The sequence below is a fragment of the Jiella flava genome, assembly GCF_017349315.1.
GTDB classification, from domain to species: Bacteria; Pseudomonadota; Alphaproteobacteria; order Rhizobiales; family Rhizobiaceae; genus Jiella; species Jiella flava.
Genome location: NZ_JAFMPP010000002.1, coordinates 113,602 through 134,265, shown reverse-complemented (window position 1 = coordinate 134,265; position 20,664 = coordinate 113,602). Strand labels below are relative to the sequence as shown.

The 20,664-nt window shown below is 64.2% G+C and carries 18 protein-coding genes and 2 tRNA genes; 10 read left to right on the top strand and 10 right to left on the bottom strand.

The window, feature by feature from the left end; genetic code table 11:
- Positions 1-456, top strand: coding sequence for a hypothetical protein (locus J1C48_RS03295; RefSeq protein ID WP_207256285.1), 456 nt, complete (start codon positions 1-3; stop codon positions 454-456).
- A gap of 400 nt (positions 457-856) precedes the next feature.
- Here the strand turns inward: J1C48_RS03295 and J1C48_RS03290 are convergent, their stop codons facing one another.
- The 4 genes from J1C48_RS03290 to leuD all read right to left on the bottom strand — a co-directional run bounded on the left by J1C48_RS03290 (position 857) and on the right by leuD (position 4,109).
- Positions 857-2,047, bottom strand: a complete 1,191-nt coding sequence (locus J1C48_RS03290; protein ID WP_207256283.1) for a polysaccharide biosynthesis/export family protein — start codon at positions 2,045-2,047, stop codon at positions 857-859.
- Positions 2,048-2,400: 353 nt separating this feature from the next.
- The gene (locus J1C48_RS03285) at positions 2,401-3,009 is read right to left on the bottom strand and encodes a phosphatase (RefSeq protein ID WP_207256281.1); all 609 of its coding nucleotides are present in this window, start codon (positions 3,007-3,009) and stop codon (positions 2,401-2,403) included.
- Positions 3,010-3,271: 262 nt separating this feature from the next.
- Positions 3,272-3,346 (bottom strand) — tRNA-Thr (locus J1C48_RS03280).
- A gap of 157 nt (positions 3,347-3,503) precedes the next feature.
- Entirely contained in the window at positions 3,504-4,109 is a 606-nt protein-coding gene (gene leuD, locus J1C48_RS03275) for a 3-isopropylmalate dehydratase small subunit (RefSeq protein WP_207256280.1), read from the bottom strand.
- A 117-nt stretch (positions 4,110-4,226) separates the two neighbouring features.
- On the opposite strand from leuD, the gene J1C48_RS03270 reads away from it, so the two are divergent.
- Together J1C48_RS03270 and J1C48_RS03265 are read left to right on the top strand one after the other, a co-directional pair.
- Positions 4,227-5,105: an HpcH/HpaI aldolase/citrate lyase family protein gene (locus tag J1C48_RS03270; protein WP_207256278.1), complete on the top strand. Its 879-nt coding sequence runs from the start codon at positions 4,227-4,229 to the stop codon at positions 5,103-5,105.
- Between the two features lie 18 nt (positions 5,106-5,123).
- Complete coding sequence (locus J1C48_RS03265) at positions 5,124-5,330, top strand: DUF1737 domain-containing protein (protein WP_207256276.1); 207 nt, start codon at positions 5,124-5,126, stop codon at positions 5,328-5,330.
- Between the two features lie 143 nt (positions 5,331-5,473).
- Here the strand turns inward: J1C48_RS03265 and J1C48_RS03260 are convergent, their stop codons facing one another.
- Positions 5,474-6,982, bottom strand: a complete 1,509-nt coding sequence (locus tag J1C48_RS03260; protein ID WP_207256274.1) for an ArnT family glycosyltransferase — start codon at positions 6,980-6,982, stop codon at positions 5,474-5,476.
- A 319-nt stretch (positions 6,983-7,301) separates the two neighbouring features.
- Between J1C48_RS03260 and J1C48_RS03255 the strand changes: the two genes are divergently transcribed.
- The 3 genes from J1C48_RS03255 (at position 7,302) to J1C48_RS03245 (ending at position 10,163) form a co-directional block, all read left to right on the top strand.
- Positions 7,302-8,861 carry a glycosyltransferase gene (locus J1C48_RS03255; RefSeq protein ID WP_207256272.1) on the top strand — a complete coding sequence of 520 codons (1,560 nt, stop codon included), beginning with the start codon at positions 7,302-7,304 and terminating at the stop codon, positions 8,859-8,861.
- Positions 8,861-9,193, top strand: coding sequence for a lipid-A-disaccharide synthase N-terminal domain-containing protein (locus J1C48_RS03250; RefSeq protein ID WP_207256270.1), 333 nt, complete (start codon positions 8,861-8,863; stop codon positions 9,191-9,193). Before J1C48_RS03255 ends, J1C48_RS03250 begins: the two co-directional genes overlap by 1 nt.
- 139 nt (positions 9,194-9,332) lie before the next feature.
- Positions 9,333-10,163 (top strand): lytic murein transglycosylase, encoded by an 831-nt coding sequence (locus J1C48_RS03245; RefSeq protein ID WP_231081550.1) that lies wholly within the window; start codon positions 9,333-9,335, stop codon positions 10,161-10,163.
- A 105-nt stretch (positions 10,164-10,268) separates the two neighbouring features.
- Here the strand turns inward: J1C48_RS03245 and J1C48_RS03240 are convergent, their stop codons facing one another.
- Complete coding sequence (locus tag J1C48_RS03240; RefSeq protein ID WP_207256268.1) at positions 10,269-10,994, bottom strand: glutathione S-transferase; 726 nt, start codon at positions 10,992-10,994, stop codon at positions 10,269-10,271.
- A 290-nt stretch (positions 10,995-11,284) separates the two neighbouring features.
- On the opposite strand from J1C48_RS03240, the gene mepA reads away from it, so the two are divergent.
- The 3 genes from mepA to J1C48_RS03225 all read left to right on the top strand — a co-directional run bounded on the left by mepA (position 11,285) and on the right by J1C48_RS03225 (position 14,388).
- Entirely contained in the window at positions 11,285-12,265 is a 981-nt protein-coding gene (mepA, locus tag J1C48_RS03235) for a penicillin-insensitive murein endopeptidase (protein WP_207256267.1), read from the top strand.
- 312 nt (positions 12,266-12,577) lie between these two features.
- Positions 12,578-13,603 (top strand): glucokinase, encoded by a 1,026-nt coding sequence (locus tag J1C48_RS03230; protein WP_207256265.1) that lies wholly within the window; start codon positions 12,578-12,580, stop codon positions 13,601-13,603.
- A gap of 92 nt (positions 13,604-13,695) precedes the next feature.
- Entirely contained in the window at positions 13,696-14,388 is a 693-nt protein-coding gene (locus tag J1C48_RS03225) for a TIGR02117 family protein (protein WP_207256259.1), read from the top strand.
- A gap of 42 nt (positions 14,389-14,430) precedes the next feature.
- Here J1C48_RS03225 and J1C48_RS03220 read toward each other — a convergent pair whose 3' ends face one another.
- The 4 genes from J1C48_RS03220 to J1C48_RS03205 form a co-directional block, all read right to left on the bottom strand.
- Entirely contained in the window at positions 14,431-14,838 is a 408-nt protein-coding gene (locus tag J1C48_RS03220) for a metallopeptidase family protein (protein WP_207256257.1), read from the bottom strand.
- A 153-nt stretch (positions 14,839-14,991) separates the two neighbouring features.
- Entirely contained in the window at positions 14,992-15,495 is a 504-nt protein-coding gene (locus tag J1C48_RS03215; protein ID WP_207256256.1) for a hypothetical protein, read from the bottom strand.
- A 184-nt stretch (positions 15,496-15,679) separates the two neighbouring features.
- Positions 15,680-15,756: transfer RNA gene (locus J1C48_RS03210), tRNA-His, on the bottom strand.
- Positions 15,757-16,057: 301 nt separating this feature from the next.
- Positions 16,058-16,513 (bottom strand): phasin family protein, encoded by a 456-nt coding sequence (locus tag J1C48_RS03205; protein WP_207256254.1) that lies wholly within the window; start codon positions 16,511-16,513, stop codon positions 16,058-16,060.
- Between the two features lie 459 nt (positions 16,514-16,972).
- On the opposite strand from J1C48_RS03205, the gene J1C48_RS03200 reads away from it, so the two are divergent.
- Positions 16,973-20,605, top strand: coding sequence for an ATP-binding protein (locus tag J1C48_RS03200; RefSeq protein WP_207256253.1), 3,633 nt, complete (start codon positions 16,973-16,975; stop codon positions 20,603-20,605).
- Positions 20,606-20,664: the final 59 nt, after the last annotated feature.

Sequence of the window (20,664 nt, the reverse complement as noted above, 5' to 3'; positions counted from 1 at the left end):
ATGAACTTCACGGCCACCGTTCTGGGCACCGCCGCTGCCGCTCTGCTTCTGATTGCCCAGCTGCAGGCAGCCCCCGAGCATTCCCTCGAATTGGGCGATGCGAATGCCGGCGTCACCGTCACCAATCTCAATGCCGAGCATGTCGGCGCAATCCAGCCACGTGCCGGGCATGCCAACGCTGTGCGGCTGATCGATCTGCGCTCCGGCGCCAGTTGCAAGGTCGCCGGCAAGGCGCCCAAGGGGCAAGGCTTTGCGCCCGCGCCGATGGGGCCGGACTGCGCCAACTCCCCGGCTCTTGCCAAGGTCTCGCAGTGGCGCGCCAATCACGACGGCACCCTCGACATGGCCGACGCCAGCGGCCGAACCGTGCTGCGCTTCATGCCTGGCGACGGCGTCCTTTACGAGTCGGTCTATCCGCAGAACGAGTTCGTGACGATCGTCCCCGCCCGCGGCTGAGCGGCGAGAACTGAAAAGCCGCAGTCGATCGGCGATAAGACGCCCTGACCTGAGATGAACAACACCGCTCCGACCTGACGGCTGGCGCGGTGTTTTCGTTTATCCCGGCACAAGACCTGGCCTTCGGTCGAAAGCTCGCCGCGCCTCCGACAGAACACACAAAGCACGATGCGTTCAGGCGGCCGCGTCATGCCGAAGGCGCTCCGCCCGTCCCTCTTCAAAAGCAGTCGGCCCGAAAACCGTGTTACCGATCTCCGGGCCGATGAACTCAACCTAGAACGCCCTGCATCCTATCGGACGCAGAAAGGTCGCTCTCACCCTTTGAACCGACGCATCGGCCCGAAAATCGATTCCGATTTTCGGGCCGATGCTGTAGCAAACGGACGCGCCGCCCGCTTGATCAAAGCGAGGATGCCGCCGAGACCGCCGAAGCGGTCGCGGAGAGCGGCGACAGGCTGCCGTTAAAGGCATCGAAAGCCTGCTTCACAGAAACGTAAGGCGCCGTCGCCACATAGAGCATGTCGCCTGTGTGTATCTTGAAGTCCTGTGAGTAAATCAGACCCGACGGCTCCCGCAGATTGAAGCGGTAGACCACCGGAATATTCCCAGACAGACTGATTGCCTTCGGATCTGTCAGCGAGGCCGATTTGAACGCCTTGCCCTGATAGCGGGCGAGCATTTCACGGGCCGGCTCACGCCGCAGGACGAAAACGCCGGCAGGATTGGCGAGATTCGGACTAAGGCCTCCGACCTGGGCAAGCGCCTCGGCCAGTGACATCTCGTAACCTTGCAGCGGAAGCTGGGCACTGCGTCCCGTCGCCCCGAGGGCGACATAGGTTCGTGGCTGATGGGTCAGCAGGACCACATCCCCCGGCTCGACAAAGACGTTCTCAGACGGCGTATTGACCAGTTCGGAGAACGGCATTTGGATCGTCTGACCACGGCGGGTCAGCGAAATCGCGGTCTCGTAAATCGGCGCATTCGGCCCACCGACGCTGGCGACGAGATCGAGAATCTTCAAACCGCTTGTCGGAATCGGAACCGTCCGTCCTGCAACCGCGTCGCCCGTTACGGTCACCGACGTCGACGTGCCCTTCTGGACGGTGACCACGGCCTGAGGCTCGATCGCCCGGTCGCGCAACGCCGCGACGATCCGCTTTTCGACGGTCCCAGCAGTCGCGCCGGCGACTTTGATCCGCCCTGCATAAGGAATGTTGATCGTCCCGTCACGCGCCACCTCCTGGGGCGGCAACACGACGGACGACGAGCCTTGCCCGTTGCTTCCGAGCGAGGAGAACAGCCCGCCGACCCCCGCCTCGAAGATCGAGACCTGAACCGTGTCGCCAACGCCGATGCCGGTGTCGCGGGGGAGCTTCTGGTTGGCGATGGACCGAAAACTCGGCCGAACTTCAGGCTGTTGATAGGCAAGGACCGTCTTATCGACCGGCACTAACAGATAGCCGTTGCGCCACTGGACCACGTTTTCATCGACATTGCCGACAAACGCGCCCGACGAGGGACCGACCGACGGCAACACGGCACATCCGGACAAAAGTCCGGCAACGGCGGCTGAAAGAATGAGATGCGACACTCGACGATTCGAAAATACCCTCGACGTCCTCGATTGCGGCCCAACCCTGATCGCATGCATTGCTTCGAGGATATTCGTCTGCACTGGCTTCATGGCCAACATTCAACGTCTCTCCACGCAAGCCGTTCTGGCCTGCAAACACATTCACGCATGCGAGACGACCCCGCGACCGCTCTGTCGATATCGGACGCCGGTATCGCGAGTCCCGTGACGCACGCGCCGCCTTGTGCCACACCGGTACACTTGGAGGGTAAACAGAGACCAGTTTCGTCTCCTCAAGACGACGGTTTGCTGCATGCCTGTTGGCATTTTGCCACAGAGCCGCCAACCATAGCGCGAAGGTGCAGCGACAATCAGCCGTGACCAGCCCGTTCGGCCCCGCCAATCAGCATGTCGAAGGCGAAATCGCCATGATCAGATTCGGTCCGCCGCCGCAGCGTCGCCACGCTCGGAACGAAGCGGGCTTCACAGGCGTCGATCAACCCGCCCTGAAGGCCCCAAACCTCATCGAAGAGGCTGACGACGAGCAGATTCGGCGTTGGCGCATGGCGGCAGAAGGTCGGCAGGGCCGCCGCCGCCTGCCCCGGCGCGGCTGCCCCGGCGAGGAGACCGAGACCAATGGCCGGCGCCCGCCGCACACCCTGCAGGCCATGCAGACACAGCCGCGCAGACGCCGGCAGGCCGGCCGCCCAGGCGACGATTGTCTCGACGATCTCCCGCGTCGGCGCGCCGGGCGAGCCAGGGCTTTCGACGTCGTCGAACGCCACCTTCAGGTGATGATCCGGCGCAACGTCCTTGGGACCGAGATAGGACCGACCCGGGGTCACGATCGACAAGACGTGGGTGGGATCGATGTCGGCGTGAAACCTCCGGGCCTCGGACTGGCCGCAGATCAGCATCCGGCAGGGCCAGCGATCCCCCTCCCCATTCAGCATCGACAGCGTTTGAAACGAAGCAACCAAGACGTCCTCCAGCCACCGATCTCATCCCATCAGACTGGAAATCGAAATCGATTTCCGGCACAGAATGGAATGGAAAATCAATGAGTTAAAGCGCTTCCTGTGCGTCCACTCGGACACATGGCACTCCCACGACGCAGTGTAGTATGCACCGATGAGCATCGCGGCGCCAGCGCCATAATTGCGGTGCTGCTAACGGTTTGACCGGCGCGCCGGCGCCATCACCCAAAGCACCGTCGACACACGAATTATCTGGGAACATCGCTGGTGCTGCCGGAGAGATTTGAACTCTCGACCTCTCCCTTACCAAGGGAGTGCTCTACCCCTGAGCTACGGCAGCGCTGCGGGCGCCTTCTTTGACGATTTCGGGCGGCGCGTCAACACCCGAAACGGACGGTTTTCACCGATTTGCAGAACCGAACCGTCCGGCACCGCTTTCGCGCCCCGGATCACCGTCGCCGGATCACCCTCAATAGCGGAGCCGGCTGGCTTCGAGCTTAAGCCCAGGGCCGCTCACCGGCCAAGCTGTCCTCGAAGGCGGCGATCTTGTCGACGCGCTCGAGCGTCAGACCGATGTCGTCGAGACCGTTCAGCAGGCAATGGCGGCGGAAGGAATCGATCTCGAAGGAAATCTCGCCGCCGTCGGGGCCGGCGATCGTTTGATTTTCCAGATCGACGGTGATGCGCGCATTCGCCCCCCGCTCGGCGTCGTCCATCAGCAAAGCAAGCTGCTCCGGCGTCACCCGGATCGGCAAAATGCCGTTCTTGAAGCAATTATTGTAGAAGATGTCGGCGAAGGACGTCGAAATCACACAGCGAATGCCGAAGTCGAGCAGCGCCCAGGGGGCATGCTCGCGCGACGAGCCACAGCCGAAATTGTCGCCCGCGACCAGGATCTCGGCGCCGCAATAGGCCGGCTTGTTGAGCACGAAATCCGGATTATCCGAACCATCCTCTTTGTAACGCAGCTCGGCGAAGAGCCCCTTGCCGAGGCCGGTGCGCTTGATCGTCTTCAGATAGTCCTTCGGGATGATCATGTCGGTATCGACATTGACGATCGGCAGCGGCGCTGCCACGCCGGTCAGCTTGTCGAACTTCTGCATCGGTCTTACCTCCTCGTCGCGTCGAAGCTTGCGCAAGCCCTTACTCCGATGCAGGAAGTGAGGCAATTCTCGCCATCCTTTGCCCCATCGCCCACCCGGTCCGACGAGTCCCCATCGATGCTGTGCCGTTCCCTCCTCTTCGTTCCCGCCGTCAATCGCCGCGCGCTGGAAAAGTCCGACGCCCTGCCAGCCGACGTCGTCATCTACGATCTGGAGGACGCCGTCGCGCCGCGGGCCAAGGCGGAGGCGCGCGAGATGCTTCGCGAGCATCTGGCGGCGCGGCGGTTCACCGGCCTGCGGGCGGTGCGCATCAATCCGCTGGATACCAGCGAAGGCACCGAAGACCTGTTGATGGCCCGCGGGGCCGGAGTCGATGCCGTGCTTTTGCCAAAGGTCGAGGACGCCGACCAGCTGAGCGAAGCCGCCCGCGCGCTCGATGAGATGGACGCGCCGGCCAAGCTCCGGCTATGGGCGATGATCGAGACGCCGCTCGGGATCGTTAAGGCCGAGAAAATCGCCCGCAAGGGCGTGCGCGGACGGCTTTCGGCGCTCGTCGTCGGCCCGAACGACATCCAGCTTACGACCAACATCCGCCCCGATGCCGAGCGCACCGAACTCTTGCCCTGGCTGATGCAGATCGTGCTGGCGGCAAAAGCGAACGGCCTGTTCGTTCTCGACGGCATCTATAGCGATTTTCGCGATCCGGACGGATTTGCCCGCGAATGCGCGGCAGGCCGGCGCATGGGCTTTGATGGCAAATCGCTGATCCACCCTGCTCAGATTGCGCCCGCCAACACCGCCTTTGCTCCGAGCGAAACCGACGTCCTCGCGGCGCAAAAGATCCTCGCGGCCTTCGAGCACCCGGAAAACGCCGAGCGCGCCGTCATCCAGATCGACGGCCGGATGATTGAACGCCTGCATCTCACCGAAGCCCGCCGCGTGCTCGCCCAGCGCGACGCGATCGCCGCGCGCGCGGCCGCAACCGCGACCGCCTGACCAGAAAGGCCGACGCCCATGAAACTCTATCGCTTCCTCACCGGCCCCGACGACGCCAGCTTCTGCCACAAGATCTCGCTGGCCCTCTCCAAGGGCTGGGAGCTCTACGGCGCGCCGAGCTACGCCTTCGACGCCGAGACCAAGGCGATGCGCTGCGGCCAGGCGGTGACCAAGATCGTCTCCGGCAAGGACTACGCCCCGGACATGAAGCTCGGCGACCAATAGCACGCGTTTATGTCGACGGCCGACAGCATCGGCCCGACAATCGGAATCGATTTTCGGCAAAGCACGATGCGTCGTATCAATCAGATCGCGCGTCCTGTGTCCGTCCTGTCGGACGCTCGGCACACAAGCCTGCAAAGCCGCCTTTACGGCTTGTCGCCGCCGTCCGCCGAAAAGCCGTAGACCGGCATCGTTCCGGTCCGGCTGGAATAAAGCGGCGCGCCGATGCTGCCCAGCTGGTGGGCGCCGAGGCGCTTGGCGGCGTCTGCGTCAAAACCGAAAAGCAGCGTGCCGGCGCGCACGTCGTCGCCGTTCCAAGGACGATCCATCTGGAAGCCGTCGCTCGGACCGTCCCCTTTCGGCAGATAGGTCAGCACCGGCAGGCCGGCATCGCGCATCGCATAAGCGATGCCCGCCGTCAGCGCCCGGCCCTCGACGACGATACGCGCCGCGCCGGCCTTGTCGGCAAAGGCTTGCAGATTGTCAGCCGTCTCGTTCCAGCCGGCCATCTGGCGCAGTTGCTTGCCGGCCCGCGGCGCCATTGCCGGGTCGAAGAAGGCTGTTCCGGCGAGAAGCGCCAGCGAGAGCGCGCCGCAGACGATCAGATTGGTCCAGAAGAAAAACCGCCAGCGATGACGGATGACAAGGGCCGTCGCGACGATGACACCGGCTGGATAGGCGGTGGCGCCCCAATTGACGTTGGCCTGAGCGAGGAAGCCCTGGACCGTGATGGCGAAAAGGATCGGCCAGGACAGAAGAAGCAGCAGGACGTCGGTGCGCGGCGCTTCGGTTCGGGCGCGCAGAACCAGCGCATTCACCATCGCACCGAAGATCACCGGCCCGGCAATGCCGAACTGCGCGCCGAGAAATTCAAAGCCCTTCTGGGCGTTCAGCCGCGCCAGACTCCAGCCGATATTGTCGTGAGCGGTGTGTTCGAAGGTCGCAAAACCGTGCAGCCCGTTCCAGATGAGGTTCGGCGCGATCAAGACGAGCATCACGGCAAGCGCCAGCAGGCTCTCGCGGCGCCAGATCTTCGCCCGCAACTTTGGCATCACCACCGTAGCGAAAGCGACCAGCGCCGGCAGATAGATCATTGCATATTTGGCATTGAGGCCGAGCCCCGCCGCGATGCCGAACAGCAGCGCCGGCTTGATGCCGGGCGCATCGAGCTGCCCAATGACGGCGTAGAGCGCGAGGCTCCAGAAAAACAGAAGCAAGGGATCCGTCGTCATCAGAAATGACGAAACGGCAATGCCCGGCATGATGGCGAAAAAGACGCCCGTCCAGAAGCCGGTCGCCGCGCCGTAAAGTCGGCGCGCCAAAAGCGCGAGAACAAGGGCCGTTGCACAGTTGACAAGCGGCACAAGCGAGCGCACACACGCCGCGCCCGTTCCGCAGACCTTGGTTTCCGCGGCGATGGTCCAGGCGATCAACGGCGGCTTGGTGAAATAGCCGAAGTCGAAATGCTGCGACCAGAGGAAATACTGGGCTTCATCGAAGCCGAGTTCGCTTGGCGACAGGAAAAGCGCGATGAGCCGCAAGATGGCGATCGCGGCCAGGACGGCCAGCAGCCATCCAATGCCGAAGGAGCGGTCCTGAAACCGCTCGGCCGGACGTTTGCGGGGGTCGCGAAGGTCGATTGTCGGAAGTGTCATTTTGGCTTCGAGTAGAACATCTAAAGGCGGTGCTTCCCTTCGGACTGCGACGTCGCGCCAATTGGCGAGCGACGCAGCGGGCGGGTCCAGGCGTCCCACCGAGTGGCCAAAGTCGCGGCGAAGTGCAAGGAAAGTTTGAATGGACGTAGGGATCGATCCCTCCGCTCGGCTTTCCGCAGAGCGTCTTGCAGCATCAGACGAGACCGATACAAAGCCTCGGGCAGACGGCCATCAACCGGCCGGGCGGCCATCTTTGCCGGCGCCTCGGCAGGCGCCAGGTTCGCCGCTTGCGTCCATCGCCGCGCGCCCTGTCCTGTCGGTGATTTTCGCTCTCATCGCCGTCAGCCTCGTCTTCCTGATCTTCCCCGGCATCGACACGCGCGTCAGCGGGCTGTTTTACCAGCCGGGCCTCGGCTTTCCCGATGCGAGCGACGTCCAGCTCGGTATCGTGCGCAGATTTGGCAATGCGATGACAGCGCTGGTGGTCGTGGCAAGCCTTGCGGCGATCATCGCCGCGCTTGTCACCCGGCCGCCGCGTTTCTTGCTGCGTCCAAGCCAAGGGCTGTTCATTCTCGCCGTCTATGCGATCGGCCCCGGCCTCATCGTCAACTCGATCCTGAAAAACACCTTCGGCCGGGTGCGCCCGCGCAATGTCGCGGAATTTGGCGGCCATCTCGACTTCACCCCGATCTGGCACCTTGGCGGCCAGTGCGTCGGCAATTGCTCCTTCTCGTCAGGCGAAGCCGCCTCGGCCGCGGCGATCCTGGCGCTCGTCTTTATCGCGCCGCGCAGCGAGCGTCCGATCGTCGCCCTTGGCCTCGGCACCATCGCCGGCTTGGTCTCGATCAACCGGATCGCCGCCGGCGGACACTTCCTGTCGGACGTGTTGATGTCCTGGATCCTGGTCTTGGCGACCATCGTGATCCTGAGGCCGCTCCTCCTCGGTGAAAGAGGCGCTGCGATCGACGCCGGTTTTCGGCGGATCCGGAACCGCCTGCGTGAGCGCCTCGCGCTCAGCCCCCAGCCGGAGGATCTCGTCTCCCCCTCATCGTCGAGCCCGGGCGACACCCATGCGCCCCGCTCTGCAAAGGCCTATTCGATGAATTCTGCATCCGCAAAGAGCCCGCCTCGGACATTCGAGATGGTCACCGTCGTCGTGCCGGCCAAGAACGAGGCGGACAATCTTGCCCTCCTGGTGCCCGAGATCGCCGAAGCTTTGGCGGCGAGGCGGCACGAAATCATCGTCGTCGACGACGGATCGAGCGACGACACCGCCGCGATGCTGGCGCGGCTTCGCGCGGCGGGGATTGCCGTGCGCCATATCCGCCACAAGCGCTCCAGCGGCCAGAGCGGGGCGGTGCGCACCGGCGTCCTGATGGCCGAAGGCGACTGCATCGTCACCATCGACGGCGACGGCCAGAACGATCCGGCCTTCATCCCGGCGATGGTGGATCTTCTGGAACAAGGCGGCGCCAGCCGCGGCCTCGTCGCCGGCCAGCGGGTCGGGCGCACCGACCGCTTTGCCAAACGCCTCTCGTCGCGGGCGGCCAACCGTCTGCGGACCGCGCTGCTCAACGACGCCACTCGCGACACCGGTTGCGGGCTGAAGGCGGTGCCGACCGCGCTGTTTCGCACGCTCCCCTATTTCGACGGCTGGCATCGCTATCTGCCCGCCCTCGTTTTGCGCGAAGGCTTGACCATCGCCCATCTCGACGTGAAGGACCGACAGCGCCGCTTCGGCCAATCCAATTACGGAATTTTCGATCGAGCTGCCCGCGGCGCCCTCGATCTCTTCGGCGTCTGGTGGCTGATCCGGCGCGGTCAGCGGCGCCCGGGCCATGTGGAGGATCTTACTGCGGTTCAGGAGCAGACAGACTGATGTGGTCCTATCTCTATCACGTCTTCATTGAGCAATTCGATTTGTGGATCGTGCTCGGCTTTTTCGCGCAGGCGATGTTCACCGCGCGATTTCTGGTTCAATGGATCGCCTCCGAGCGGGCTCGCCGCTCGGTGGTTCCCTTTGCCTTCTGGACGTTTTCGCTGATCGGCGGCGCGCTTCTGCTGCTCTATGCCCTGCACCGCCGCGACCCGGTGTTTATCCTCGGCCAGGCAACCGGGCTGATCATCTATACGCGCAACATCATGCTGATCGCCGGAGAAAAAAAACGGGCGATCGCGGAAACAGAGAGCATCGAGATTCCGAGGTCCTGACGTTCCTTACGCCCGCTCGACTTGCGCGAGCAGCACGCCTTCTGTCGCCTTCGTTCATTGAACACAAAGGCAGGACGTGCATTACAGAGAGCGGGGCGGCTTTGCCGCAAAGAAAAACGTCAGAATCAGGAAACACGCAATGCTCCGACGCACGATGCTCGCCAAGATCGCCATCGCCGGCTTGACCGCGGCAACGCTCAGCGCCATCGCGCTTCCAGCCGTCGCGGCCCAGTGCGGCAACACCGCTTCCGGTTTCAATCAGTGGAAGCAGCAGATGGCGCAGGAAGCGGCTCGCGCCGGCATTTCCCAGCGCACCATCCAGTCGGCCCTGATGCCGGCGCAATACTCCACCACCGTCATCCGGCTGGATCGCAACCAGCATTCGATGAACCTGTCGCTCGACGCCTTCATGAAGCGCCGCGCGCCGGCCTCCTTCGTTTCGAAGGGCAAGCGGATCATCGCCCAGAACGCCCAGCTGCTGAATTCGATCGAGAGGCGCTACGGCGTGCAGAAAGAAATTCTGGTTGCGATCTGGGGCATGGAAACCGGCTTCGGCGCCAATTCCGGCAATATGAACGTCTTCAATTCGCTGGCGACGCTCTCCTATGACTGCCGCCGCTCCGACTTCTTCACCGAGGAACTGCTGGCGGCCATGGCGATCGTTGATCGCGGCGACATGCAGCCGAATCAGATGCGTGGGGCCTGGGCCGGCGAAATCGGTCAGACCCAGTTTCTCGCCAAGAACTATTTGCGCTTCGCGGTCGACGGCGATGGCGACGGCCGCCGCGATCTGATCCGCTCCAAGGCCGACGTGCTGGCCTCGACGGCGAACTTCCTGCGCCAGCACGGCTGGCAGCCGAATGCCGGCTATCAGCCGGGCCAGCCAAATTTCGCCGCGCTGCGCGAGTGGAACAAGGCCGGCGTCTATCAGAAGGCCCTCGCCCTCTTCGCCTCCAAGCTGGCGAACTGATCGCTCGGGAGAGCCGCCGCGATGAAGCCAAAGAGCCCGGCCCGTGTCCTGCGGCCGGGCTCTTCGTTGATCGGCCCCTTGCCTTTGCCGGGCTGGGGCATCGCGTCAGTCGCCGTCGAGTTCCGGATAGTGGCGGAAAATGCCGTCCTCGTTGAATGCCAAGCGTCGGGGACTGTCGAGGTAGGCTTTGACATTTGGATGGGCGGCCACTCGCTCGCACAGCGCGGCAATCCGTGGATGGGACGGCATCAGGCTCGCCATGCGCCGGGGAAAGGCATAGCGCAGCCCCAGGATGGATTGGAACAGGCCGAGGTCGGCATAGCTGAGCCGATTACTGACGAGCGCGGTGTCGCCGGCGGAGTTTGCCGCCAGGAGCGCCTCATACCAGCCCAAAAACTTCGGCATCCGCGCCTCGCGAAAACTTTTGGCGCGCGCTGCTGCCGCCTCGGTCTGCTCCTCATAATAGCGATCGACGCCGAGCGGATGGTGGGTGTCGTGCGTCTCGTCGACGAAATCGGCGGTGGTCATCGCGATCGCGCGCGCAAACAGCCGATCGGCCTCCAGATCTGGCGCCAGACCATGCCGCTCCCCGAGCCAGGCCACGATCACGGCGGTCTGGGACAAAGTGACGTCGTCCGCCACTAGAAACGGCGGGGCGAGCGGGCGATGGGGAGCCGCATCCTTGATCATCGCCAGCATCGCGTCCGGTCCGCCGCCCTGAGCTGGATCGAGACGCGCCACATCGCGATAGGGCGCTTCGGCAGCCTCCAGGACGAGACGGACATATTCGCCGCGCCCGGGAATGAAGGGCCAATAATAAAGGTCGTACATGCCGCCACCTCGCGTGCTTGTCGATCAAACCATGCCTGCGACCGGCTATGAAATATGGGCCCGACGCGGGCCGTCGATGGCACCGGCCTCCCGGCGCCCCGGTTCGCGGGGCAAAAGCCGCGTGACCACGCCGGAGCCGGAGGGGGCAGACCAAGAAAGGCAGAGAGCGCTCGGCTTTTCTTCATCGGCCGGATCGGGCAAGGTTCGCCCTGGAACGAGGCCGCGCCGCGGCGTCGGAATTTCGTCGCTTTGTCACGGCTTGTTGGTCGGCGAGACTGGAAAGAGATGCCATGATCCGATTGCCGACCCCGGTCGCCGTAACGCTTGTCATCGCAAGTGCCCTCGGCCCGTTCGCCATCCCGACGGCGCAGGCCGAGCCGGCCGCGAAATTTCTGTTTTCGCAGAAGAAAACGCCGACGGCCGGCCCGACCCGCAGCATCGGCTTTTATTCCAACGGCTGCCTTGGCGGCGGGGCGCAATTGCCGGCGGACGGCCCCCATTGGCAAGCGATGCGCCTGTCGCGCAATCGCCGCTTCGGCAATCCCGTGACTATCGCCGTCATCGAGCGGATTGCCGGCGATGCCGCCAAGACCGGGGTCTGGCCCGGTCTGCTCGTCGGCGACATCTCCCAGCCGCGCGGCGGGCCGATGTCGTCCGGGCACTCCTCGCATCAAATCGGTCTCGACTTCGACGTCTGGCTGCGGCCAATGCCGACGCCGCGCCTGACCGCCGCCCAACGCGAGACCTATCCGTTTCGGTCGGTCCTGAAGAAGGGCACATTTTCTGTCGATGACCGGATCTGGAACGACCATTATCGTGATCTGATCAAGATTACCGCTGAGCAGCCCGAAGTGCAGCGGATCTTCGTCCATCCCGGCATCAAGAAGAAGCTTTGCGAGACGGCGGGGCGCGATCGCGGCTGGCTCGCCAAGGTGCGCCCCTATTACGGCCATTACGAGCACTTCCATGTGCGCCTGTTCTGTCCGCCCGGCTCGACCACATGCAAACCGCAGAAGGCAGCGGGCAGCGGCGACGGCTGCTCGAAGCTCGACTGGTGGTTCAATGTCGCCCTGCAACCGTCCCCGCCGAATGCGAAACCGCCGAAGCCGAAGCCACCCCTGACGCTCGCAGGCATGCCGGCGGCCTGCCGCGCGGTGCTTGCCGCGCCTGCTGCGGGTGGGGCATCCGGCGGTGCAATGACAGCGGCGCAGACGACGCCGCCCCCTGCCGGCGCACTCGTTGCCAAGCCTTCGCCGCGGCCGCGACGCTAGAGCGCCCTGCGTCCGATCGGACGCAGGGCGCTCTCACTCTTTGATTCGGCGCATCTTGCTTTGCCGAAAATCGATTCCGATTTTCGGGCCGATGCTGGAGGGCATGATGCCGAATGGTTGCGTGACGTTGCGGGTCACATCATGCGGCTCGACAAAGATTTTGAGCGCAATGGCGATTCCGCTAGATCGCATTCTGTTTTAACGACACGCATGTTTCGCCGTCGCAAACGCGCACCGGCTTTCCGCTTTGCGTTGTGAGCGTGATGTCCTATGTCGGTCACGATGCGAATCGATTGAAAACGGGCACCTTCCATGGTCACGACACGCAGCAATGCGACCGCGTTGCAATTTCCGATTTTGATTGGAGACATCGGCGGCACCAATGCCCGCTTCGCCATTATCGTTGACGCCAACGCCGACCCGAAGATGTTTCCGATCGTCCAAACGGCCGATTTCGAAAATATCGACGACGCAATCCAGAGAACGGTTCTCGACAAGACCTCGTTGCAGCCGAAATCGGCCGTGCTGGCGATTGCCGGCCCGATCGACGGCGACGAGATCGATCTGACCAACTGCCCCTGGATTGTCCGGCCGAAGGTGATGATCGAGACACTCGGCATTTCGGAAATCATCGTCCTCAACGATTTCGAGGCTCAGGCGCTGGCGATTTCGTCGCTGCGCGACGACGCTCGTACCCAGATCGGCGGCGGCGTGATCCGCGAGGGCGCAAGTCGCGCCGTGATCGGGCCCGGCACCGGCCTGGGTGTCGCCGGCCTGATCCGCGCCCGCAACATGTGGATCCCGGTCGCCGGCGAGGGCGGCCATGTCGATATGGGGCCGCGGACCGAACGCGACATGGAAATCTGGCCGCATTTGAAAGCCATCGAGGGCCGTATCTCCGGCGAGCAGATCCTTTGTGGTCGCGGCTTGATGAACCTTTATCAGGCGATCTGCGCGACGAAGTCCGTCGCGCCCTCGCTGGAAACGCCCCAGGCGATCACCGAAGCGGCGATCAACCGGCTGGATATCGAGGCCGGCGAGGCGATCGATCTCTTCGCAACCTATCTCGGGCGGATCGCCGGCGACATCGCGCTGGTGTTCATGGCCAGAGGCGGTGTCTTCATTGGCGGTGGCATTTTCCAGCGCCTGATTCCGGCGATCAAAAAGGATCACGTCCGACGCGCCTTCGAAGACAAGGCGCCGCACACCGCCTTGATGAAGGAAATCCCGCTCTATGTGATGACCGAGCCGCTCGCCGCCCTGGCCGGCCTCGCAACCTTCGCCCGCACCCCGCGCTTCTTCGGCCTGGAAACCACCGGGCGTCACTGGATCGGCTGATTCTCAAGGAGCTGACCCTGGCGCAGATGCTCGATCAATCCGGCGACAATCCGACCGTCAACGCGATCGTCGGCCGCCATCAAGCGGGCTGAATGACGGCGCGGCGGCAAATCGCGCGCCGGATCGTCCGCGGCCTTGTCGCCGTCGTTGTGCTGGCGGCTCTGACGTTGGCGCTTGGTACGCTGATCCCGCGCGGCGCCGCACTTCCGGCCGCAAGAGACGACGACAACCGGCGGATCCTCCTACTCGAAGGGCCGATCCACACCGATATCGCCCTGCCCGCCGACGATGCGACCCGGGTGCGCTTCGGCTTTTTGACGGCGGCGGGCCTGCCCGTCGACAATCCGGCGGTCGCCTGGCTGGTCGTCGGTTGGGGCGGGAAAAGCTTCTACACCGAAACGCCGACCTGGTCCGAACTGAAGGCGCGGCCGTTGCTGCGTACCTTGATTGGCGATGCCTCGGCACTGCATGTGGCGCTGGCCGGACCGATCGATCCGAACCACCCCGGTGTGCGGGCCTTCCGCCTGTCGCCGGAGGCCTATCGGCGCCTGCTCGACGCGATTCTCGCAAGCTTCGTCCCCGGCCCGAACGGCGCGCCGCAGCCAATTTCCGGCACCGGCTATGGGCTTTACGATCGCTTTTTCGAGGCGCGCGGCACGTTCCAGCTGCTTGCCAACTGCAATAGCTGGACCGCCGCCATGCTGCGTGCCGGCGGGATCCGCACGGGGCTTTGGACACCGCTGCCGCAGCTCCTCTTTTTGTCCCTCGACCTTCACGCCGGCTGATGCAAGACGCCGCCTTGCGGCCTGAAACGGCCGAGCAGGAACTCAGTCGGCCTCGCGCTCCAGCCCGTACATGTCGTCGTCGGAGAGGCCGAAATGATGGCCGATCTCGTGGATCAGCACATGCTTGACGATCGCCTCCAACGTCTCGTCGTGCTCAGCCCAATAATCGAGAATTGGCCGGCGGTAGAGCAGGATGCGATTGGTCATCGCGCCGGTGGCCGGCACGCCCATCTCACCGATCGGCATTCCCTCGAACAGGCCGAGAATGTCGAATTCCGAGGCCAGCTTCATCTCGCCGATCACGTCCTCGCCGGGAAAATCGGCGACAATGAACCGGATGTCGCCGCACAAGGCGCGAAAATCCTCCGGCAGATCGCGATAGGCGGCGACCGCGAGGGCCTCGATCGCCTCCAGATCCGGCGCCCGGCTCAGCCTGACATCATCCTTCATCGACAATCTCCCCCAACTCCATCTTCACCGCCGTTGCGTACAATCATGCCGCTCGTCTCATTGCAGAGAAGATAGGCATGCGAGGCGGCGGCCAAAAGCGTCGCCGTCCGGCGCCCGCCGGCGACACCGCGGATCTGTGTTCTCGGCGTCCCCTCAGCCGGGCTTGTCGCGGGCGGTGATGGTGCGGGCGGATGCTTTGGTGATGACCTGTTCGACGCTCATGCCGCGCTCGAGATCGGTCTTGATCTCGTCGAGCAAGTTCTGAAGGCCTGACGAATCCGGGCTGTTGTTGGCCGAGGTGACGGCTTCGAAACCGGTACCGGCGTTGCGCACGACGCCCATGTCGGCGGTCAGGCGGGTGCGGGCGCCAAGATCGAGGACCGTTGCCGACACCCGCGCTTCGAGGGTGGGGTCGTATTCGCTGGCGAGGAGCAGGTTCATCACAACGTTATGGACCGGGCGCTCCATGACGATCTGAAAATTGCTGTCGCGTTTGAGCGCGTAGCCAAAATTGGTCATGATGCCGACGAAAGCGGTCTTCACCGTTTCGGACGGAGCCGCAATGGTCACCTCGGGCCGGCCGCTCTGCGTGTCGTGCTGCACCGTCTGGCAGCCGGCCAGACAGAGACAGATGACCGCCAGGAACCAGCGCGCCATGGATCGCCCCCTTCGCCGACACGGTGCAATAGGGGATCAATCGATAACAATTGTCAATTGTTGCGAAAAAAATCACACGTTATGCGCCGACCGTTTCCACAAGCCGGCCCCAGAGAGACTGCCCGAGGCAGCCACTGCAAAGGAGCCGAACCCCGAATGATCAAAGATTGTCTGATAAAGAAGCTGGTACGGTTGAGTGGGTTCGAACCACCGACCTTCGGAGCCACAATCCGACGCTCTAACCAGCTGAGCTACAACCGCATGCGAGATTTCAGTCTCGTCGGGCACCGAATAGTGATTTTTGGCGGGCGATGCAAGCCCGCACATCGTCTTGTCCGACACGATATGTGGACGTGTTTGATGCGATATGCGGATGACGGCGAACCGATCGCATCAACATCGAAATCCAATCGCGATTGACAACCAACCCATTCCCGCAAATTGCCTGGCTCGAGGCGACCGGGCGGCATCGCTCCGGTGCGAGCCCCGCCCAGCGCGACCCGAGATGAAGAAGCGGCCCTCGTCGCGACGGCCGCCCCGACAGGCGCGAACGGCCCCGCCCTTACTTGCCCTTGGTGGCCTTTTGGAAAGCGTCGCGGCCCGGCTTCATCATGTCTTGGGCGACGGCCTGGGTCAGGGTCTGCATTTCCTTGGCCTGGTCGGTCGCCATCTCGACCTGCTTGCGCACATAGGCCGTCTGCATTTCAATGACTTCAGCGAAGGACTTCGCGGACATCATCGAGTCGAGATGGGCAAATCCGAGTTCGGCATTGGTGCGCATCGCGTCGATCGCCTTCTTGGACAACTGCAGCGAGCCCTGATGAACATTTTCCATCGTCGCTTCGAGCGCTTTGGTCGCCTCATCCGCAGCCGTCTTCATCCGGCCATAGGCTTCCTTCGACTGCTCCATCGACTTCTGCGTCATCGACCGGAACGTCTCGTTGAGCTGGCTCGGATCCATTCCGAGGATCGACTGCGCATTCGGCATCGCGAACGGATCGCTCTTGGCTTCAGCCATCTGGCTATCTCCTCAATTCTTGTTTTTGTCAGGGACGTCTATGGTTTCCCTACCCGTCCCCTACATAGCAATTAGCATGCTGCACTGCAACAAACCACGCAGATTTTTCCCATCCGGCAGACGTTAACCCTCTTGCAAGTCCGTAGTGGGTGAACCTGGGGGGTTCTTTATTCGCATCGCCCACAACACTATGAAAGAAAGCTTAAGACTGATCGGAACTCGAAAGGCCTCACCGGCGGCGCGCGTGTGGCGGAAGTGACGAACCAATCCATGGCGACCACACCGATGCGACAAACGCTCGCCATCATGGCGGACCCGGCCGTTCAAGGCGCGAATGACCCCGATACGGCGATCATCGTCTTATCGGAGGATCTTTCGGCCATTTTGTGGGCCAACAGCGCAGCTGCGGGAAGTTTCGGCCTGTCCGCAGTCGGGCCGCGAAGTGAGAATCAGTCCGACTTGACACGCCAGCTCGCCGGCTCGCGCGGCATTCTGTCGCGCAAGGGTGCGACGACGCTGATGCTGCGCCCATCCAATGGCTTCCGGGCGCAGAGCCAGCCTGCCAGCTTGCGGCGCCTGATCATCGATGGGTTCGGCGAACATCCGGCAATGGAGGTGGCGCTTCTGACCACCCGCGCTGTGCGGACCGCCTATGCGCCGGCCGAGAGCGATGCCGCCTTGCTGCGCGAGGCGGGGGCGGCAGCCGGTGCGGCCGTCACGCTGTTCGATCTCGACGGCACACCGCGCGATCCCAAAGCCGCAGGACGCATCGGCGCCGACGCGATCCGCGCCTTCTTTGCCGGCGCCGAAGCCATTGCCGAACAGCAAGCGAGCGACGGATCCACCCTGCTGCTCGCCCGGGTTGCCGAAGATCGCGTGATTGCCCTGCCTGTCGCTTCGGAGGGTACATCCTCGACCGAGAGCGTCGGGGCTGAGCCCGAAGCAGTTGCCGACAGCGCCGCACAGAGTGACAGCCTGCAGGGTCAGGGCACTGGCGGTGAACCGGCCAGCGTCAATCCATCCGCGCCGGTGGCGGCGTCGGATGGCGCTGACATCGTCGAGCAGGAGCCGGACCAGGACCAAGCCGCCACCGATGCGGCAGCAGAGGACGCAGCGTTCCGCAACGCCGATCCCATCGACGACACCCCACAGGAGGCGCATCAGCCGATCGCGCCGCTTGACCGTCCATCGAACTGGTTCCTGCCGGCGCCAAGCTCAATCGACGCCGTTCATCCTGTGGATGCGGCAATGACGCAGAGCGCCGCGACCAGCGATTCCGCTCCCGCCGAAGCGGGGCCGAATTCTTGCGCCGAGCCGGCGGCGCCCCAGCCTCCGCGACGGCGTCATTCGGTCTGGTCGGTTCCCGAGAGTGAGACGGACGGCAACGCGGTATCTTCGACGGAGCATCTCGACGCCGCCGGGCGGACAGACCAGCCGCGCGGCGCCCCGCCGCCAGCCGACGCCACCGCCACGAGCGACGGCGACGGCGTCCCCGACACGCCTTCCGCGGAGACCGAGATGCCGATCGCCCCCTACTCCGACGTCGCTCCCGCAGCGACTACACCCATTTCCGCCACGGACGATCAGCGTAGCGACGTGCCGGTCGAAAACACTCGCGCGGCGACCGCCGGCGATTTTGCGGCCGCGCACGCAGAGCAGGCCGCGCCGAAAAACGGCCCTGACGGCGGCTTTGCCCCGCGGCTTGACGCCGAGCCCGTCCGCTTCGTTTGGCGGATCGACAGCGACGGGCGCTTCCGCTCGCTCTCGCCGGAATTTTCCGAAGCCGTCGGGCCGATCTCCGCGGCGATCGTCGATCGCAGCATCGACGAGGTTGCCCACGCCTATGGTTTTGACGCGGACGGCGCGTTGCGCCGCTTGTTGAAACGGCGCGAAACCTGGTCGGGCCGCACGGTGATGTGGCCGGTCGAGACGACCGCCAAGAAAGTCCCCGTCGATCTCGCCGCCCTGCCGGTCTTTGCCCGCGATCGCACCTTCGATGGCTTTCGCGGCTTCGGCGTCGTCCGCCTCGCCGATGCCGAAGATGATCCCGAGGCGATCGGCCTCGCGCCGGCCGAGGCCTTTTTCAAAAGCCAAGTCGTGACCGATACAGCCATCGCCGCCGAGCAACAGCCCGAGGACGCGGCACTGACGGCCGTCATGCGCACGATCGGCGCCCCGCCGGCACCGTCAATTGCCTTCGGTCGCCGCGATCCCGAGGTGCGGCCGAGCGCGCCAAGCAAGCCGGCCGACGAGCCCGCGCCGGTCGAAGCACCACGCATCAGCAGCGGCCCGGACGGTAAGGTCATTCGCCTCGAAGAGCGGCGGCGTGGCGGCAACGGAACTCTCAGCCAGACCGAAGAGGCGGCATTCCGGGCGATCGGCGAGACGCTAGCCCAGGGCGGCGATCCCCGCGAGCTCGTCGAAGCGGTGCGCTCGGCCTCGGAGCGGATCGATGAAATCGAATGGGAGCGCCTGTCGCATCCCGTCGCGCCGGCGAGTTCTAATGCCGGTGCCGACGACGCTCCAGCCAAAGAAGCCGCGGACAGCACGCCATCGCGCCATGCCGCAGCGCCGGCCAGTGGCGAAGCTGCGAATGCTGAGGCTCTGCTGGAAGCCTCCTATGGCACGCTGCCGCTGCCGATTCTTGCCCAGGTCGGCGACGCGCTCGTCTATGCCAATCGCGAGTTCTTCGATCTCACCGGCCATGAAGACCTCGCCGCGTTTCAGGCGGCGGGCGGTTTGGAAACGCTGGTTCAGGAGCGTCAGAACGGCGACGACGACTGCTTGCGCATCCGCCGCGCCAATGGCCGCAGCCTGTCGCTGCGCGCCCGGCTGCAACGCAGCTGCGTCGGCGGCGTCTCCTGCCTGATCCTGTCCTTCTTCGCGACACCACGTCTGGCCGTCATCGCGCGGGATCTGGCCGATGAAGACGAGGGCGAAAGCCCCGAAGCGGTCCCGGCCGACGCGCTCGACGACGCAATCCTCAATCTCGCTGCGGACGGCGTTGTGCTGATCGATCCGAACGGGCTGATCACCGCGATGAGCGCCACCGCCCGGGCGCTGTTCGAAATTCCCGAAGACGATCTCACCGGTCGCCCGTTCCTGTCGCTGTTTGCGCATGAAAGCCAGAAGGGGCTGAAGGGCTTGTTAGCCGGCAGAGAAGCCGCGGCGGCACCGACCAGCGAGCCGGCTACGGGCGCGGCGAAATGGTTCGCCCGGCGTGAAGTAATCGGCCGCGTCGCCGGCGGCGCCTTTCTGCCGCTTTCGGTGACCCTCGGCCACATCCCCCGCCGGCCCGGATGCTGCGCGGTGGTGCAGGACATCACCTCCTGGAAACGTTCCGAGCAGACGCTGGAAAAGGCGCGCTCGGATGCCGAAGCCGCCAATCTGCAAAAGACGACCTTCCTTTCGGAAGTCGCCCAGGAGATCCGCGATCCCGTCGATGCGATGATCGGCCTGGCTGACCTGATCAGCAGCGAGAGCCTCGGCCCGGTGGGCAATGAGCGCTATCTCGAATATCTCGACGACATCAAGCGCTCCGGCCATCAGGTCATCGATCTCGTCACCATTCTGCATGATCTCGCCAAGGTGGAGAGCAGCGGTCAGAGCATCGCCTTCGAAGCGGTGTCGCTGGCAGAGATCGTCGATGAGGTCACCGCCATCATGGGACCGAAAGCCAACCGGCAACGGGTGATCATTCGCACCCATCTGCCCTCTTCGGTGCCGCCGGTCGTCGGCGATCCCGAAACCCTCCGGCAGATCACCACCAACCTCGTCGCCAACTCGATCCGCTCGACACCGGCCGGCGGCCAGCTGATCGTCTCGACCAGATTCAGTCCCGAAACCGGCGTGACGCTACGCTTTCGCGACAGCGGCGTCGGCATGCGGCAGGACGAAATCGAAAGCGCGATGCGCGCGCCGGGCATCGGCCACAACAGCGGCCACGGCACCCGCGAAAGCGGTCGCCTCGGCCTGCCCCTGACCAAGGCTCTCGCCGAGGCCAACCGGGCGCAGTTCTCGATCGCCTCGACGCCCGGCGAGGGCACGATGGTGGAAGTGCGCTTTCCGCTCTCCCGCGTGCTTCTCGACTGATCGCGACGCGCGGGGTCAAAGCGCCATGACACAGGATCGCTCGGAGGGCCGAGCCTTGG